This window comes from Pedobacter sp., from assembly GCF_039594775.1.
In the GTDB taxonomy this organism is placed as follows: Bacteria; Bacteroidota; Bacteroidia; order Sphingobacteriales; family Sphingobacteriaceae; genus Pedobacter.
The window spans coordinates 202,663-219,855 of the sequence record NZ_JBCNMT010000002.1 but is presented as its reverse complement, the minus strand read 5'-3'; the positions used below and the strand labels follow the sequence as shown (position 1 = coordinate 219,855).

At 38.5% G+C, this 17,193-nt stretch carries 10 protein-coding genes; 6 read left to right on the top strand and 4 right to left on the bottom strand.

Going from position 1 to position 17,193, the window contains the following annotated elements; all coding sequences use genetic code 11:
* Positions 1 to 44 precede the first annotated feature (44 nt).
* Both ABDV71_RS07090 and ABDV71_RS07085 read left to right on the top strand, forming a co-directional pair.
* Positions 45 to 623: a hypothetical protein gene (locus ABDV71_RS07090; protein WP_343531747.1), complete on the top strand. Its 579-nt coding sequence runs from the start codon at positions 45 to 47 to the stop codon at positions 621 to 623.
* Positions 620 to 1,201 carry a non-canonical purine NTP diphosphatase gene (locus ABDV71_RS07085; protein WP_343531746.1) on the top strand — a complete coding sequence of 194 codons (582 nt, stop codon included), beginning with the start codon at positions 620 to 622 and terminating at the stop codon, positions 1,199 to 1,201. The genes ABDV71_RS07090 and ABDV71_RS07085 overlap by 4 nt, the downstream gene beginning before the upstream one ends.
* 120 nt (positions 1,202 to 1,321) lie before the next feature.
* On the opposite strand, the gene ABDV71_RS07080 is transcribed toward ABDV71_RS07085, so the two are convergent.
* Positions 1,322 to 3,139: a serine hydrolase gene (locus ABDV71_RS07080; protein ID WP_343531745.1), complete on the bottom strand. Its 1,818-nt coding sequence runs from the start codon at positions 3,137 to 3,139 to the stop codon at positions 1,322 to 1,324.
* Positions 3,126 to 4,763 carry an amidohydrolase gene (locus ABDV71_RS07075; RefSeq protein ID WP_343531744.1) on the bottom strand — a complete coding sequence of 546 codons (1,638 nt, stop codon included), beginning with the start codon at positions 4,761 to 4,763 and terminating at the stop codon, positions 3,126 to 3,128. The genes ABDV71_RS07080 and ABDV71_RS07075 overlap by 14 nt, the downstream gene beginning before the upstream one ends.
* 348 nt (positions 4,764 to 5,111) lie before the next feature.
* Here ABDV71_RS07075 and ABDV71_RS07070 point away from each other — a divergent pair, with 348 nt between their 5' ends.
* Entirely contained in the window at positions 5,112 to 5,996 is an 885-nt protein-coding gene (locus tag ABDV71_RS07070) for a glycerophosphodiester phosphodiesterase (RefSeq protein ID WP_343531743.1), read from the top strand.
* Here the strand turns inward: ABDV71_RS07070 and ABDV71_RS07065 are convergent.
* The gene (locus ABDV71_RS07065) at positions 5,989 to 6,483 is read right to left on the bottom strand and encodes a cytidine deaminase (protein ID WP_343531742.1); all 495 of its coding nucleotides are present in this window, start codon (positions 6,481 to 6,483) and stop codon (positions 5,989 to 5,991) included. The genes ABDV71_RS07070 and ABDV71_RS07065 overlap by 8 nt on opposite strands.
* A 141-nt stretch (positions 6,484 to 6,624) precedes the next feature.
* On the opposite strand from ABDV71_RS07065, the gene ABDV71_RS07060 reads away from it, so the two are divergent.
* The 3 genes from ABDV71_RS07060 to ABDV71_RS07050 are packed head-to-tail and all read left to right on the top strand — an operon-like array spanning position 6,625 to position 14,912.
* A complete protein-coding gene (locus tag ABDV71_RS07060) occupies positions 6,625 to 11,622 on the top strand; it encodes a translocation/assembly module TamB domain-containing protein (RefSeq protein WP_343531741.1) in 4,998 nt (1,665 codons plus the stop codon).
* Complete coding sequence (locus ABDV71_RS07055; RefSeq protein WP_343531740.1) at positions 11,606 to 13,906, top strand: BamA/TamA family outer membrane protein; 2,301 nt, start codon at positions 11,606 to 11,608, stop codon at positions 13,904 to 13,906. Before ABDV71_RS07060 ends, ABDV71_RS07055 begins: the two co-directional genes overlap by 17 nt.
* Before the next feature lie 4 nt (positions 13,907 to 13,910).
* The gene (locus ABDV71_RS07050) at positions 13,911 to 14,912 is read left to right on the top strand and encodes a YihY/virulence factor BrkB family protein (protein ID WP_343531739.1); all 1,002 of its coding nucleotides are present in this window, start codon (positions 13,911 to 13,913) and stop codon (positions 14,910 to 14,912) included.
* A gap of 74 nt (positions 14,913 to 14,986) precedes the next feature.
* On the opposite strand, the gene ABDV71_RS07045 is transcribed toward ABDV71_RS07050, so the two are convergent.
* Complete coding sequence (locus ABDV71_RS07045) at positions 14,987 to 17,116, bottom strand: ATP-binding protein (protein ID WP_343531737.1); 2,130 nt, start codon at positions 17,114 to 17,116, stop codon at positions 14,987 to 14,989.
* Positions 17,117 to 17,193 lie beyond the last annotated feature (77 nt).

The window sequence follows — 17,193 nt, the reverse complement described above, 5'->3', positions numbered from 1 at the left end:
AATAAGATATTTAACTAATTTTAACAGAAATTTTTCCATAAAAAATGAATAGCAGCCAACTTATTACTAACGCAGAAGCTTTACGTTTATTTTTCACCGATGATGTTTACTTGGCTGGTGATATGACCATGATGGAAAATCAGCCTGTAGATACTCCTAAAGAGGCTCAGGCCTATGAACAGCCCATTGCTGAACTACCCAAATTGGAAGAGCCAGCACCAAGCTATGGTGAAGTTTTTGATTTCAAATATTTGGGCAAAAACGAAAAAAAGATTCTCATCCTTGTAAATGACACCGAGAATCCGGTAAGTACACCACAAGGGACAGAACTACTTAGAAAACTAGTGCTTTCTATTAACCTCAAAAATGCCGATTTTGCTTTAGTCAATTACTCGGCCTATACTACTGCCAAGTTTGAACACCTGAGTGCATTTTTCTCCTGTAAGTTTCTCCTTTCTTTTGGAGTATCGCCAATTGCATTGGGCCTTGCAGAACATCAATTACACCAATTACATGTACTCCAAAACATCAACATGATTTTCACCCACAACCTTCATTCATTAGATGCGGATATGGCATCAAAGAAAACACTTTGGGGAACGTTAAAAAATTTGAACATATGACCAAAAAATTGGTTTTTGCTACCAACAACGCTCATAAAACAGAAGAAGTTGCCAATATCCTAGCACCTGAATATCAAGTACTGAATTTAAAAGATATTAACTGCCTGGTAGATATTCCAGAGACCGGCGACACTTTTGCTGAAAATGCCACATTGAAAAGCACCTACGTTTATCAACACTATCATTTGGATTGTTTTGCAGATGATAGCGGACTGGAAGTAGAAGCCCTAAATAATGAACCAGGAATTTTCTCCGCAAGATATAGCGGTGTAAAAGATGATACCACCAATTTGCAACTTCTATTGAAAAACTTGGAAGGCAAAAGCAACCGAAAAGCAAGGTTCAAAACGGTCATCTCTTTACTTAAAAATGGTGAAAACTATTTATTTGAAGGAATTATCGAGGGAACCATCAGAATGGAACCAACAGGATCTAAAGGCTTTGGTTATGACCCTATTTTCCAACCTGATGGTTATGACATTACTTTTGCGGAAATGGAAATGTCTGAAAAAAATAAAATAAGCCATAGGGCTTTGGCCATGCAAAAGCTGATAGATTTTCTACGAGAAGACGGCTAGGTTAATGATATACCACCCTTTCGGGGTTTTACTCATCCTTTATTGTATTGGTCGGAGAGCTGAATTTTTAGAGACTTACGAAGTTTTGAAAACTTCGTAAGTCTATCTGCTACAGAGAGATTACTTTTTACTTTTATCAATTGCTCGGTTAACCACATCTTGAATACGCGGGCGGATGTTCAACTTGCCCAACATTTCACTTACTGTAGGGTTTACACGGTTAGTTAAAATAATGTAAACCATGTTACGAGATGGATCTACCCAAACCCCAATTCCTGTGTAACCCGTATGTCCAAAAGTTTGTGGAGAAGCCAATTCAGATGGATACTTTTTACTCAGATCTGGGTCCCATCTATCAAAACCTAAACCTCTCCTACTTACATCAGATTGCTTGCTGGTAAACATCTCAACCGTTTGCGGTGTAAAATATTGCTCACCACCATAAGTTCCCTTGTTCAATAACATTTGGTTATAAATGGCTAAATCGTTAGCAGTGCCAAATAACCCAGCATGTCCAGCGACGCCTCCCTTTAGGGCTGCTCCCTGATCATGCACATAACCTTCCAGCAGGGTTTTTCGAAATACTTTGTCATCCTCTGTAGGTACGATTCTATCTTTAGGAAATCTGTTTCTAGGCAAGTATCCCGCAGTCTGCATTCCCAAAGGGATATAAAAATTCTGCTGTACATATTGGTCTTCTGGCATTTCAGAAATATGTTCCACAATATCCTGCATCACGTACATACTGATATCACTATATACGTAACTACCTCTGGTTTTAATGGGAGAGTTTAACATTTTTGGCCACATGAAATCATTAAAGAAGCCCTTTTTGATATAGTAGTTATCCGCTACTTTAGTTGGGTAAGCTGCTGAAGAATCCCTGCTGTAATCGCCCTCTTTTACAAAGTTATGAAATGGAATGTAGGGAATAAATCCTGCCTGGTGCAACATCACTTCTCTTACATTAATTCCATTCATAGGTGTGTTACGGGCCTTTGCAATATAATAGCCTACATTGGTATCGAGTTTTAGCTTCTTTTGTTCCACCAAACGCATTACACTTGGCGTAGTAGCAGTTGTTTTCGTTACCGAAGCCAAATCGAAAATATCCGTTACCTTATCAGCAATTTGATTGTCATAGGTATGGTAACCAAAAGCCTTGTTGTAAATTACTTTTCCGTCTTTTGCCACCAACACCACCATTCCAGGAGAAGCTTTTTTAGCAATCCCATCGTTTACAATATCATCTATTTCTCTTAAATCGTTACTGTTCACGTTTGCATCTTCGGGTACCGTATATTTCAAACGTGTGGCTTGGGTAAGATAACCCGTTCCCTGCACATATTTAGCAGAATAGCTTTTATCTAACATCTGTGTAGCCCCAATGCCACCAAATATAAATTGCGGAGCTACCAAAGCAGCTTCCTCATTATCTTCTGAACTCCAAACCAAGGGTGCATTCAACTGGTCAAAAGAGCTCAAGGCAGTGCCATTACCAAATAAAGCCACGACTACTTTCTTGCTTTTAGCCAAATTGCCAATAAAACTAATATACTTTGCATTCTTGGCCATATCGCTATTTAACGCCACAATAACAGTATTGTAGAACTTCACGTCGTCTTCCAAGTCATTTAAAGTGGTGGAGTCTGCGTATTTATTTGCATTCAGACTACTCACAGGAGCATATTTATTTAAAAGGCTATCAAAGCCGATTTGATAGGAATAGCCCAAACCGATGGATACTATTTTTTTCTCGGCAAGTCCTACTATTGGAATGAAATTTTGATAGTTATTAAGCAATACCGTATGCTTCACCACATCGTTCATTTTGTTTAAACGATTTTGGTTTTGTTTATGATCTTGGGCGCAGGCAGTAAAGGAAACAACAGCAGTTAAACAAATGGCAGTTACGCCCAGCAGATTATTTTTTCTCATAAACTTTTTCTCCATTAATATATGTTCTAATTACTTTATTTTCTAAAATTTGTTTCGCGTTTGCTTTCAATAAGTCATTTTCCATCAGTACAAAGTCGGCGAATTTACCCACTTCCAAACTACCTTTTTCCTTTTCCTCAAAGTTTGATTTGGCAGCCCAAATGGTCATTCCCCTCAATGTTTCTTCTGGTGTTAAGGCATTTTCCACCTGAAATCCCGTAGCCGGCCAACCCGCAGCATCTTTTCTGATTGTTGCGGCGTAAAAAGTAAGCATCGGGTTGATCTGCTCTACCGGGAAATCGGTTCCCAATGGAAGCCAACCGTTTTGCTGCAACAATTGTTTGTAAGCGTAAGCACCTTTTATCCTATCCTTTCCCAACCGATCTTGCGCCCAATACATATCAGAAGTAGCATGTGTAGGCTGTACTGATGGCACTATCTTTGCCTTTCCAAACAGTTCAAAATCCTCTGGAGCTACTACTTGAGCGTGCTCTATGCGCCAACGTTTATCATTATTAGGCCCCAAAATTTTATTATATATCTTAAGGATAGCCCGATTGGCTGAATCGCCGATGGCATGTGTACACATCTGGAAATTATGTTCATTAATTTTCTTCGCTACTTTTTCGAAGTGGCCCAAATCGCTCAACAAAAATCCTTTTTTATTGGGCATATCGCTATAAGGATGTAGCAAACAGGCTCCCCTTGAACCCAAGGCACCATCTCCATATACTTTAAACGACCTTACATTTAATCGGTCTGTTTTAATAGCGCCTCGCTTAAATAAATAATCATAGTTTTTTTCCTTATCAGAAAGCATGACGTAGAAACGCATTTTCAAATCGCCATTCTTTTGCAATTGTTCAATACCTTCTACAGCATCATAATCCAAACCACAATCATCAATAGTGGTCAAGCCTACTGCAAAACAATTTTCTTGTGCCTGTAATAGCAATGTTTTCATTTGCGCTTCGGTAAGCGAAGGGACTTTGCTATTCACCAAATCAACAGCATTATCAATCAAAACTCCGGTAAGTTTACCATCTTTTTCAATAATTTCTCCTCCTGTAAGTTCATAGGCCTTTGTAATTCCGGCGGCTTCAAGTGCTTTTTGGTTGGCAATAGCAGCGTGCCCATCAATTCGAGTGAGCAGAACAGGTCGGTCAGGAAAAAGTTCATCTAATTTATCTTTAGTAGGGAACTGCTTTTCAGGCCAATCATTTTGGTCCCAGCCCCTACCAGTTAGCCAACCTTCGGGATGCGTGCTTGCAAATTCCTGCAATCTGGTCAATACCTCTTCCCATGATTTTGCTTCGGTCAGATTAGCATTGTTCAAACTTTGCGCATAGCCAAAAAAGTGTGCATGTGCATCAATAAAGCCCGGATAAATCGCTTTTCCTTGGCCATCCAACATTTCTTTAGCAGGATATTGGGCCTTAATGTCTTCCGATTTTCCCAAGGCTAGGATCTTACCATCCTTAATGGCCATGGCCTCTACCACTTCAAATCCTTCATTTACGGTATAAATACGGGCATTATAAACGACCAAGTCGGCCTTTTGATTTTTACAGGACACCAAAAACAAAGCGATGACTGCAAATATTAAAGTGGTGAGTTTTCTCATGCAAGATAATTTTGGTTTTCATTTTAAAGATAGGAAAGTTTAAGATAAGCAGCCCCATTTTTTCCAATCATCGGGGAAAAAAGGCCTCATAGGCCTTTAACCAAATTTGCAAAAACCTGCTTTAATCCGCTTAAACGCACTTTCTGAATACGGCATATTTTTAGAGATAAAAGGAGTAATCTAGTCATAGACTTTCATCTGCCTATGCGCTGACCCTCGTCTACTTAGTTGAACAAATCATAATTATCAGCACTCTTTTCTGCCTATGAAAAACTAAACATTCAAGTTGTAAAAACTTGTTTTAAATTATATAACTTTGTATTTCAATCAACATCCCATTTCTTAACAATGCCCTTCCTTAATAGACGTATCGTATTGTTTACCAGCTACATAGTGGGATTTTCATTCTTCTTAAATTCCTGTGGTAGACCAGCTCCCATGGAAACGGCCACCAATTTTATGGGACATAAAGGCAGCGGCAACAACAACTACAACGACTTGTTGATTGAGAATACTCTTCCTTCGGTGCAAAATGCGGCTAAAAGGTTAGATGGAGTAGAATTGGATATCCAAATGAGCCTTGATGGTACACCTTGGGTTTGGCATAACAGTGATTTAAGCGGTTTTGTGTGCAATAGCACTTTTCAAGGGATTATTCCAGAAATGAGGGATACGGACATTGAAAAGATTAACATTTGCCATAAAAATAAATCAGACCGCATTTATAGGCTATCTGAAATTGTCGATTGGAACAACAACACGGGTACTGGCTTATACATCTCTCTAGATATTAAAATATCATTTAACACAAGTACTTTCAGTTTGTATGGAGATAGAAATGGCTATTTGACCCAACTGGCGGCTAGTTTAGCAAAAGTATTCGAAAGTTATAAATTTATTGACCGGACCTTGGTGGAAGTAGATAGTCAATTATTCTGTACCAAATTAAAATCAAACAATGCTACCAAAGGAATTACAACTTGTTTTATGAGGTATGAACCCATGCCCGAAAAAATAAATAATGCGGTTAGGTTAGGCTATGATGCACTAAGCTGCAATTACACCGACCCTTCGGTAACTCAGGAAACGGTTGCAGCTGCGCACAAAGCGGGCTTAAAAGTACAGTTGTGGACTCCCTATTACCGAGATGAACTGAGAAAAGCCTTTGCAATGAACCCAGATTTTATCCAAACCGATAACATTTATGCTAAGCAAGCACTAAATGTTAGGTAATTCCCGCCAATCTATCCTCTACAAAAACAAAGGGCAGTAAGCTTCTGATTCCCTCTACTTTCATAATCTGTCCGTTTAGGCAATAGAAAATTACTGTAATAGGCGATTTTTGACGTTGCTCAAATTCCGCCATCACCTGTAAACAGGCACCGCAGGAAGTGACAGGATTTTTGATATCAAAACTTTCGGTAAAAGCCGTAATGGCCATACTCTTAACTATTGCATTTGGCTTTGAAGAACCAATGGCGAAAAGAGCCACCCTTTCGGCACATAAACCAGAAGGATAGGCCACATTCTCTTGGTTACTTCCCAAAACGATTTCTCCATCTGCCAATTGTATGGCTGTGCCTACCTTAAACTTAGAGTAGGGCGAATATGATGTTTTTAATGCCTCTTCCGCCATTATGCACAACAACTTGTCTTCTTCAGAAAGCTCATTAATATGTTCGTAAGTTTGGTAGCTAATATTGAAATTATGTACATTCATAAACTAAACATACAAATTAGAAATTAATAATTGAATGTTGTGAGACCAAAACTTTATGGAGCAAGTTTTGTTTGCTTTAAGTGGTTAAAAGCCATTTTAGAATAAATAGATTATATTGAACCATCAAAAAAACAGCTACGCTTGAACAAGTATTTTAGAAAAGGTCTTAAAATCATTTTATGGATTATTGCCAGTGTCATCTTATTGGTAGTACTTGTTGCGCTTTCCTTAAACATTCCAGCTGTACAAAACTTTGTAAAGGACAAGGCCATCAGCTACCTCAAAAACAAGACAAAAACAGAAGTAAGGTTAGAAAGCATTAAAATTGCACTTCCAAAAGATGTGGTTTTTAACAAGTTTTATATCGAAGACCTTAACAAAGACACGCTCCTATACGCCGAAAAATTACAGGTAGACATTAGTCTCTTTAAGCTTTTAAAAAACACGGTAGAAGTCAACTATCTTGAGCTAAAAAATATCAGGGCAAATGTAAAAAGAGTTCATCCCGATACCACTTTCAACTTTTCTTTCCTAGTTGATGCTTTTATGAGTGATCAGAAAAAGCCAGACGAAAAAGTAGAAAAAGACACCACTTCTACGTTAAAATTTTCAGTAGATAAAATTCGTTTCGAAGATATTGGGCTTACCTACAGAGACGATGTAGCAGGCAACAACGTAAAATTCTATCTCGGTAAACTTGAAACGAAAATCAAGGATTTTGATTTAGCCAATCAAAAATACATTATCAAAAATTTCACGGTAGACAATACTTCTTTGGTTTACCTACAGCAAAAACCTTTAACCCAGTTGGTACAGCATATCACCAACAGTGTTGATAGTGCCCAAAAAGAACAAGGCAAGTTGCCAACCATTGAAGTTCAAAAGTTCGAATTCAACAATGTAAAAGTTAATTACGATGACCAGTTGACCACCACCAATGCCGTGGCAAATGTCAACAAACTTGCTTTTGATAATTTAAAGGTCGATTTAAACAATGGCCATTACCTTGCCGACAATGCCGAGCTCGCTAATTCCTTCGTTAAATTTGCGTTTAAACCAGCTCCCAGTAACGATTTAAGTAAAGTTAAAGATACGGTTGTGGCCGAAGAATCTACTTTGGCACTGGCTATCAAAAAAATCAACCTCATCAATAACCAATTGCAGTTCGATAATTTAGGAGCCAAACCGCTTAAGAAAGGTATTGACTTTAATCATCTGAACATTAAAGGTCTCAACTTAGGTGCTGAAGAGGTGAATTATAGCAGCAAGGGGATTACTGCTAAGGTCAAAAATGGCTCGTTAAATGATAAAAGTGGCTTTGTACTAAGTGCTTTAAGAGGTGATGCCATATATAACGATAAGCAAATCAAGCTGGATAATTTTGTACTGAAAACACCAAATACCAGTATCGAAAATGCGACAGACCTTAGTTTTACTTCTTTGGATGATCTGACCAAAAATCCCGAACGTGTAAAGCTAAAAATCGACATCAAAAATACCACCATTGGATTAAAGGATGCGACCTTTTTTAGCGACGCCCTACCACAACAATATACCAATCAGAAAATTAAGGTAAATGCTAAAGTGAATGGATATTTAAACAAACTGAATATTCCACAGCTACAGATTAGCGGTTTAAGTAATACCCAAATAGAAGTGAACGGAAAGGCCGACAATGTAACCGATATTAATAAGGCCTATCTTGACTTGAACATTAAAAAAGTGCATATCAGCAAAGGCGATATTTTAGCCATTGTGCCTAAAAAATCTTTGCCACCAAGCATTCAACTTCCCAACGTAATTGATGCCAACGGCAAATTTAACGGCTCCATGACTGACTTTAAAACCAATCTGAATGTAAGATCAGATATGGGCGGGGCCATTTTAGCCGCAACCATGAAGGGGCCAAAAGGCAAAGAAAAATACAAGGCCGATGTAAGTTTGAACAACTTCAACGTAGGCCGATTGTTGAAGCAAGAACCTACCTTGGGCAGGGTTTCAGCTAAAGCCGCTGTAGTAGGCACTGGCTTAGACCCTAAAAAGATCAATGCCCAATTTAATGCCACCGTACTAAGTGCCTATTACAACAAGTACAACTATCGCAATTTGAAACTGTCAGGCAATTATGCCAATCAAAATGTAGCTATTAAAGGTAACATGCCCGATAGCAACGTAAATGTGGAATTAAGCGCTAATGCCAATTTAGCAGGCAAATATCCCGCAGTTAAAGCAAATGTGGCTATAAAACAAGTTGATTTACAAAAACTAAATTTTAGTAAAACCGAATTTAGATTTGCGGGAAACATTAAAGCCGATATTAAAACCGCAGATGTGGACTACTTGAACGGCAACGTGTTTGCTACCGGTCTGCAGTTGGTAAAAGAAGGTAAAAAGTTTAATGTAGATACCGTTCAGTTAAATGCCGTTTCAACCGCCACAGAAAATAAATTGGTGCTGAAATCAGAGCTGATCAGTGCAACCATCGATGGAAAATATCAGCTGAGTAAGGTAGGGAGTGCGATCATCAACCAAATTAACAAATATTATGAGTTTGGAGAAGTTACTAAGGTTCCGCCGCAGCGCATTCGTTTTACGGCAAACATCTATAATCCTAAATTTCTACAAGATTTCGTACCATCGCTCACCACCTTTGCCCCTTCCAAAATCAATGGTTTAATTGATACCGAAAAAGATAGTTTGTTAATGAATGCGGTATTCCCGAAAATCACCTACAACAAAATCAACTTAGATAGCATTAAGTTGAATATAGGAAATGATGGTGAAAAGCTTAACTACCGCTTATTTGTCAACAGCATTACCAATCCATCTATTGCTTTATTCAATACCGAAGTCTCTGGTTCCGCAGCAGATAATAAATTGGATTTAAATGTCTTTTTACGAGACAGGCAGCGTAAGGATAAATATGTAATTGCTGGTATTTTCCAATCCATCAACAAAGATTTCCGTTTCAATTTAGACCCTAATAAGTTATTATTGGACTACGAAAAATGGACGGTAGCACCAGAAAACTATATCCAATTTGGCGAATCAGGAATTTTGGCACATCAGTTCAATATCAGTCAGGGTTCGCAATTGTTGAGCATCAACAGTACCTCCGACACTCCCAATTCGCCATTAAAGGTAGAATTTAAAGACTTCCAAATTGAAACCCTTACCAAATTCGCCGAAACCGATACTACTTTGGTTGGTGGAGCCATCAATGGAACGGTAGATGTGAAAGACTTGGTTTCAAACCCTAAGTTCGAAGCCAATTTAACCATTTCGAAACTACGTTACCAAAAAGATGAATTGGGCGATTTAAAAGCCATCGTTAACAACAATACTGAAAATGCTTTTGAGGTTGACGTGAGTTTAAAAGGAGTACATGAACTTTCGGCCAAAGGATTTTATTACACCGCTCCCCAAAGTAATTTAGATCTGAATATCGACATCGGCAAAATTGATTTGCGACAAATAGAAAGCGTAAGCCTTGGGCAAATTAAGCAAGGTAAAGGAACCATTACTGGTCAGTTTGCCATAAAAGGTGAATTAAGTAAACCACAAATTTTAGGTTCATTAAAATTTAATGATGCTGGCTTTAGAGTGGCTTACATTAACGCCTATTTCACCATGCCAAATCAAGAAGTTGCTTTCAACAACGAGGGCGTCCGTTTCAATAATTTCACCCTGATTGATTCTTTAGGCAAAAAAGCTACCGTTAACGGAATGGTGTACACCAGCGATTTCAGCAATGTACGCTTTGGCTTAGATATCAAAACAGATAACTTTAGAGCAATTAGCTCAACCGCTCAGGATAATGATATGATTTACGGAACGGTATTCTTGAGCAGTAATATCCGTGTACGTGGCGATATGAACCAACCTAATGTGAACATGAACATTACCGTTGAAAAAGGCACCAAGTTCTATTATGCCATGCCCGTTAACGACCCTTCAGTAATTGATCAGGAAGGCATTGTACAATTTATTGATGCCGATGCCCCTCCTTTTAATGGACAAAAAGACTTAAAAGCCGACAGCGTTAGCAAGTCGCCAATTAAGGGAATCAATTTAGTGGCCGACATTAACATTAACCCCGAAGCCGAATTAAATGTAGTAGTGGATCCAGCCAATGGCGACATGCTAACCGTTAGAGGAAATGCCGACCTGAATGCGACCATGGATCCTAGCGGCAAAATTAGTATGACGGGGCGCTATGAAATTGTAGACGGCTCCTATAGTCTTTCGGTAGGACCATTAGGCAAAAAACCTTTCAAATTGGTTAAAGGCAGTACCATGATTTGGACAGGCGAGCCTACCGAAGCCAATATCAACTTAACAGCACTTTACGAGGTAAATGCAGCACCTATCGACCTGCTTAATCAGCCTGAGTTGGTACAGGCTAAAACCAAGCTGCCATTTCAGGTTTATTTATATATGAAGGGTGAGCTCTTAAAGCCAATTATTTCCTTTAAAATTGATTTACCAGAAAACGAACGTGGTACCGAAATTGGAAGCTTGGCCTATACCAAATTGCAAAGTGTAAACCGTGATGAGAACGAACTGAACAAACAAGTTTTCGCCTTATTGGCCTTAGAAAGATTTATTGCCAATAACCCTTTTCAAAGCTTGGCAGGTGGCGGTGGTGGCATATCTACCCTAGCCCGCTCCAGCGTAAGTAAGTTATTGACAGAACAATTGAACAACCTTGCTTCAGATTTAATACAGGGGGTCGATGTAAATTTTGGGATCAATTCTTCTGAGGATTATTCAACCGGTAGCATGGAACAAAGAACCGATTTAGAAATAGGACTATCTAAGAAATTATTGAACGATAGATTAACGGTTACCGTAGGAAGTTCATTTGCGCTAGAAGGCCCACAAAACGCCAATCAAAGCGCAGCCAATATTGCCGGAAATGTAAATGTAGAATATGCCCTATCTAGAGACGGTCGTTACCGTTTAAGAGCTTATCGACGCAACCAAACCGAAAGTGTAATTGAAGGACAAATTGTAGAAACTGGCTTAGGCTTTACACTAGTGGTAGATTATAACAGATTTAGAGAAATATTCCAAAAACGTAGAAACAGAAGTAGAAATGAAGCAGAACAAAAACCAAAAAATGAAAAGGCTAATTAAAATAAGTGCTTTCATATTGGCTTGTTTTCTGCTAGCCAATTGCAGCAATACCAGATTTCTAAAACCTGGACAAAACCTCTATACCGGGGCCGAAGTAAAAATCAATCCCGATTCATCCTCCAAAATAGCCAATGAAAAACAGGTAAAAAATACCCTCGAAGATAAAACACGCCCACGTCCAAACAAATCTATTTTAGGATTAAAGCCTAAACTATACATCTACAATCTTGCCGGAGAACCTAAAAAACCAAAAGGTTTTAGAAATTGGCTACGTACCAAAGTAGGCGAACCGCCAGTATTAATGAGTGAGGTAAAGCTAAAATACAACAGTGATGTATTGAAGAGCTTTCTTATTAGCCAAGGTTACCTGCAGGCCGAAGTTACTGGCGACACTGTTATCAAAAGAAGACGTGGGAAAGCCATTTACACCGCTTTAACAGGCACTCGTTACAAAATCAATGAAATTACTTTCCCTCCCGATACTGGCGATTTGACCCATATCATTAACAAAAACAAGGATAAAACCCTATTGAAACGTGGCGATTTTTATGATTTGGAAACCTATAAAAATGAACGGATGCGAATTGATAACGACCTTAAGGAAAGTGGTTATTTTTATTTCAGCCCCGAACATTTGATCTTACAAGTGGACAGTACCATCGGCAACCATTTGGTAAATGTGAATGTACGCATTAAAACCATCGCTCCAGATGCGGCGTTGAAGCCCTACACCGTGAGAAATATTAACATTTACCCCAGTTATAGTTTACGAAGAGATAGCGTTTTAAGGAGGCTGGAACCGTTAAAGTACAATGATTTCAATATCTACGACAATCGAAACACTTACAGGCCTAGAGTTTTTGATAGGTTGGTCTTCTTTAAAAAAGGAGAAAGATATAACCGTAAAGACCATAACCAATCCTTAAATAGAATGGTGAACTTAGGTGCTTTTCAAGACGTAAGAGCGGAATTTTTACCTATTGACAGTTTTAAGAACAACCAACTGGATCTAAATATCTATCTAACACCATTACGGAAAAACTCGCTGACCCTTTCGGTCACAGGTACTCAAAAATCCAACAACTTTATTGGCTCAGAGCTGAAAATCACCCAAACTACTCGTAATATCTTTAGGGGAGCCGAACAATTGGATGTAAGTGCCAGCGGTGGCTTCGAAACCCAGTACAGCGGACAAGCTAAGGGCATTAACTCCTACTCGCTTACAGGTGAGGTTAAACTTACACTTCCTCGTTTTATTGTTCCTTTCTATAAACCAAGAAGCACTAATGCATTTACGCCAAAAACCATTGTATCACTTGGCTATCAGTTATTAAGTAGAGATACCGTTTACAAATTGAACTCTTTTAAAGCACAGTATGGTTACAATTGGAAAGAAAACCAGTTTAAAGAGCATAATTTTTTCCCAGCCTCGGTTAACCTAGTGACTTCAAATAAGGATACCACTTCCGAAGCTTATAAAACCCTTATTAAGCAAAACCCAGGCTTGCAGTATACTTTAGAAAACCAGTTCATCATTGGTAGTAATTATAACTTTACCTACACCAACCAAATGCAGGAAAAACGTCGCCATAACTTATATTTCTTTGGAGGCTTGGAAACCAGCGGAAATGTTTGGGGGCTTTTTGCAGGTAAAGGTCCAAATGGTGACCGTAGGGTCTTCAATACTACATTATCCCAGTTTGTAAGGGTAGAAACCGATTTAAGGAGTTATTATAAGATCAACCCAGGGGTGATTTGGGCCAACCGATTAAACTTTGGCTATGGTTATGCCTACGGCGGTAGCAGTTCACTGCCATTCGTCCGTCAGTTTTTTGCAGGTGGTACTAACGACATTAGAGCATTTAGAGCCAGATCACTAGGCCCTGGAACCTTTCAAGTACAAAACAACAATACGGGCTTTGCCGATCAAGGCGGTGATGTAAAAATGATGCTCAATTCGGAATTAAGATTTAAAATAGTCAGTATTCTTCATGGCGCTGCTTTTGTGGATGCAGGAAATATTTGGTTACGCAAAGGCGATCCAAATAGGCCAGGTTCCGCTTTCAAACTCAAAAATTCGTTTGATGAACTCGCGGTAGGCACAGGTGTAGGTTTAAGAATTGATGCTACTATATTTGTCATCCGCCTAGATGGTGCCTTCCCTATTCGCAAACCATTTTTACCTAAAGGACAACGTTGGGTAATAGACGAAATAGATTTTGGCAGCAAAGGCTGGAGAAGAGATAATCTAGTTTTAAACATTGGCATCGGATATCCGTTTTAATAACATGAAAAGAATTCCTAGAAAGATAAAATCATTATTTGTAAATACCTACCATTTATTTATTGCGGCAGGTAAAGGTTTTATGGAAGACCGCGTGATGAAGCTTAGTGCCGCCTTGGCTTACTATACCATCTTTTCGCTCACCCCTTTGATCATTATTGTAATTTCTTCTGCATCTATCTTTTTGGGAGACAACATGGACCCCAACACTAAGTTATTTGGAGAAATTAGCGAACTGATTGGCAATAGTGCAGCCAATCAGCTAAGAACTTTTGTAAACAATGCCAACCTATCCGGACGAAGCACCATAGGCTTGGTCATTGGTATTACCACCTTAATTATTGGCTCTACTGCCATTTTCATTGAAATACAAGATAGCATTAACTTAATTTGGAAAGTAAAAGCTGTTCCTAAAAAAGGCTGGAAAAAGTTAATCACCAACCGTTTGTTGTCTTTCTCTTTAATTGCCTCATTGGGTTTTTTATTGCTGGTATCATTAGTGGTAAATAGTGTGGTAGTAGGTATTGGAGGAAAGCTTGATAGTTACGCGGCCAAAATTGGCATCGAAGAAGTATCTGGATGGTTAATGCTTATTGTAACCAATGCCTTAACCCTAGCTGTGGTAACTACCATTTTTGCCATTATTTTCAAGGTATTACCCGATGTAAATTTAAAATGGAGACCAGCGTTGGTTGGTGCATTATTTACAGCCCTACTTTTCAGTTTAGGTAAATACATTATTGGTATTTACATCGAGAAAGGAAACCCAGGTTCAGCCTTTGGTGCAGCCAGTTCCATTATTGTAATCTTAGTTTGGATTTACTACACGGCCATTATCTTATATTTTGGTGCAGAGTTTACCCAAGCCTATGCAGAGAAGTTTGACACCAAAATTACTCCTTCTAAATATGCCGTGCATTTAAAAACCATTGTGGTAGAAAAAGAAGTAGACAAGTTACCTCCACAGCACCCGGAAGATACCGTAAAAGCTAATCAAGAAGAGTAAGTATAAATCATCCCCAACCTTCCCTTTTTTAGATGGGGCATACGACTGGCCGGGTATTTTATACCCGCATTAAACTACGTTGTAATATAACTGGCTATTTTGCCAATCAGCTCTTTTTCCGAATAAGGTTTCAGTACCAAATCATTCATGCCCGCAGCAAGGTATCTATCCCTGTCCTCCTCCAACACATTGGCCGTAACCCCAAGTACTGGGACTTTAGCCTTTGCTTTATCCTTATCTGCCCTAATCATACGAGTAAGCTCCACCCCGCCCATAATTGGCATCTGTACATCCGTAAGTACTAAATCGTATTTATTTTTGATAAAAAGTTGATGTGCCTCCGAACCATCATAAGCAGTATCCGTAATTACACTGTATTTTTTAATTACCGTTTGCGCTAACAATACGTTCATTTTATTATCATCAACCAACAAAATTCTCTTTCCCACTAAATGTCCAACATCAGTAATAGCCAAACTCTTCTGTTTATTGGCAACATCGTCACAAAGCTCATATGGAATTTCAAATGTAAAGTTCGAGCCTTTACCCATCACGCTGATCAAGCCTATTTTACCCTTCTGCAACTCCACAATGCGCTTACAAATGGCCAAGCCTAACCCTGTACCCTTTTGGGTATTTTTTGTGGTGGAATAGTTCACCTGTGAAAATTCATCGAAAATAACGGCGGCATCCTTATCTTCAATTCCCACACCGGTATCAATGACCTGTATTTTCAAAGTTCCCACCTTTTTAGATACCGCTACCATATCTGCCTTAAGCGTTACAGAGCCTTTATCAGTAAATTTAATAGCATTGCTCAACAAGTTCATGATTACTTGCTTCAGCCGCAGAGAATCACCTGTAATGGTTAATCCCTCATTAAAAGAAATCTGCTTCTCTAGCTTAAGTCCTTTTCTGGAAGCTTGTATGGCAATACTATTGAATACCTCATTAATAGCATCAGCAGGAGCAAATGCTACCTTATCAAAATTAATCTTACCTACCTCGTATTTAGAAAAATCCAAAATATCGTTTACCAGATCTAGCAACAGCTCCGAAGATGTTTTAATGGCTTCTACCTGTTCTTTTTGCTGTGAAGAAAGATTGTCTTGACTCAATTGCTCAGAAAAACCAATCACTGAATTAAGTGGCGTACGAATCTCATGGCTCATGTTGGCCAAAAACCTGCTTTTAGATTGTGCATATTGCGAAACCCTATGCCCGTAATCAATCAATTGCCCTTCATTACGGTAAATCTTCCATAGGTTGAACAAAATGATTGCTACCAGCGTTAACAACAATCCAAATATTACAAAATAAATGTTATCAATGCTCTTAAAAGTGTTATCCAAATCATATTGGATACTCTTTTTGGTTTGTGAAGTATAGGCAATTTCCGAGGTCTTAAAATTTTGTAGGAGGAAGACTATCTCGTTAATGATGCGGGAATTGATACGTAAAATGCCTATTTCATTATCTTTCAATATTCTATTTGCCGCATACAGATTTCTGAAATAGGTATTGATATTCTTGATCTGCATTTTGTTGTAGTTCCTACTCGACAAAGAAGTATCTAAAGTGATTTCCTTTTTCACCAAAACTGCGCTGGTATCCACCTTCCCTTTTTTTCTCGAAAAAGCATCCGCAATTCTACCAAACAAACCTTTTTCCTTTACCTCCACTTTAGGTTTTATGGTATCAATAATCACCATCGTTTTAAACCTTCCCTGCTTAATTTCCATCCCTTTCGTAAAGGTTCGTTGTTTCAGCGTATCAATATTGGCATTGATCATGAACAAACTATCAGTAAGCTGCTTAAGTTTTAAATAGATCTGTACTTTCGCCTTTTTCTGTTCAACCAAGCCCTTTACATTTCTGGAATAGGCTTTAGTATTTTCGCGAAGTTGAAGGGTATCTAAAATTTTGGAAACACGACCAATTTCATTTGAAAACTGCTTCATGTAGACACTATTACCCGTGGCTTCAAACAACCTACAATTGTTATCAGCCTTATACAAAAGTAAAACACAGGTATCTAATTGAGAATAATCACTTTCGATACTATTAAGCTGGTTTACATTTTCGGAAAGTAAATTAATACGATTATTGCGCGTATAAAAGAAAATTGCCGAGATAAAAAGTGCTAGTAGTAGAATTACAATTAGCCCATATCGAGAAGCACTTTTTTTGGTGTTAATGGTCATACGTTGCGTTAATGCGGATCGTCTAAAGTGCAACATAGGGTCAAATATCATGCCCTTAAGATTTCTGCTTTATATAT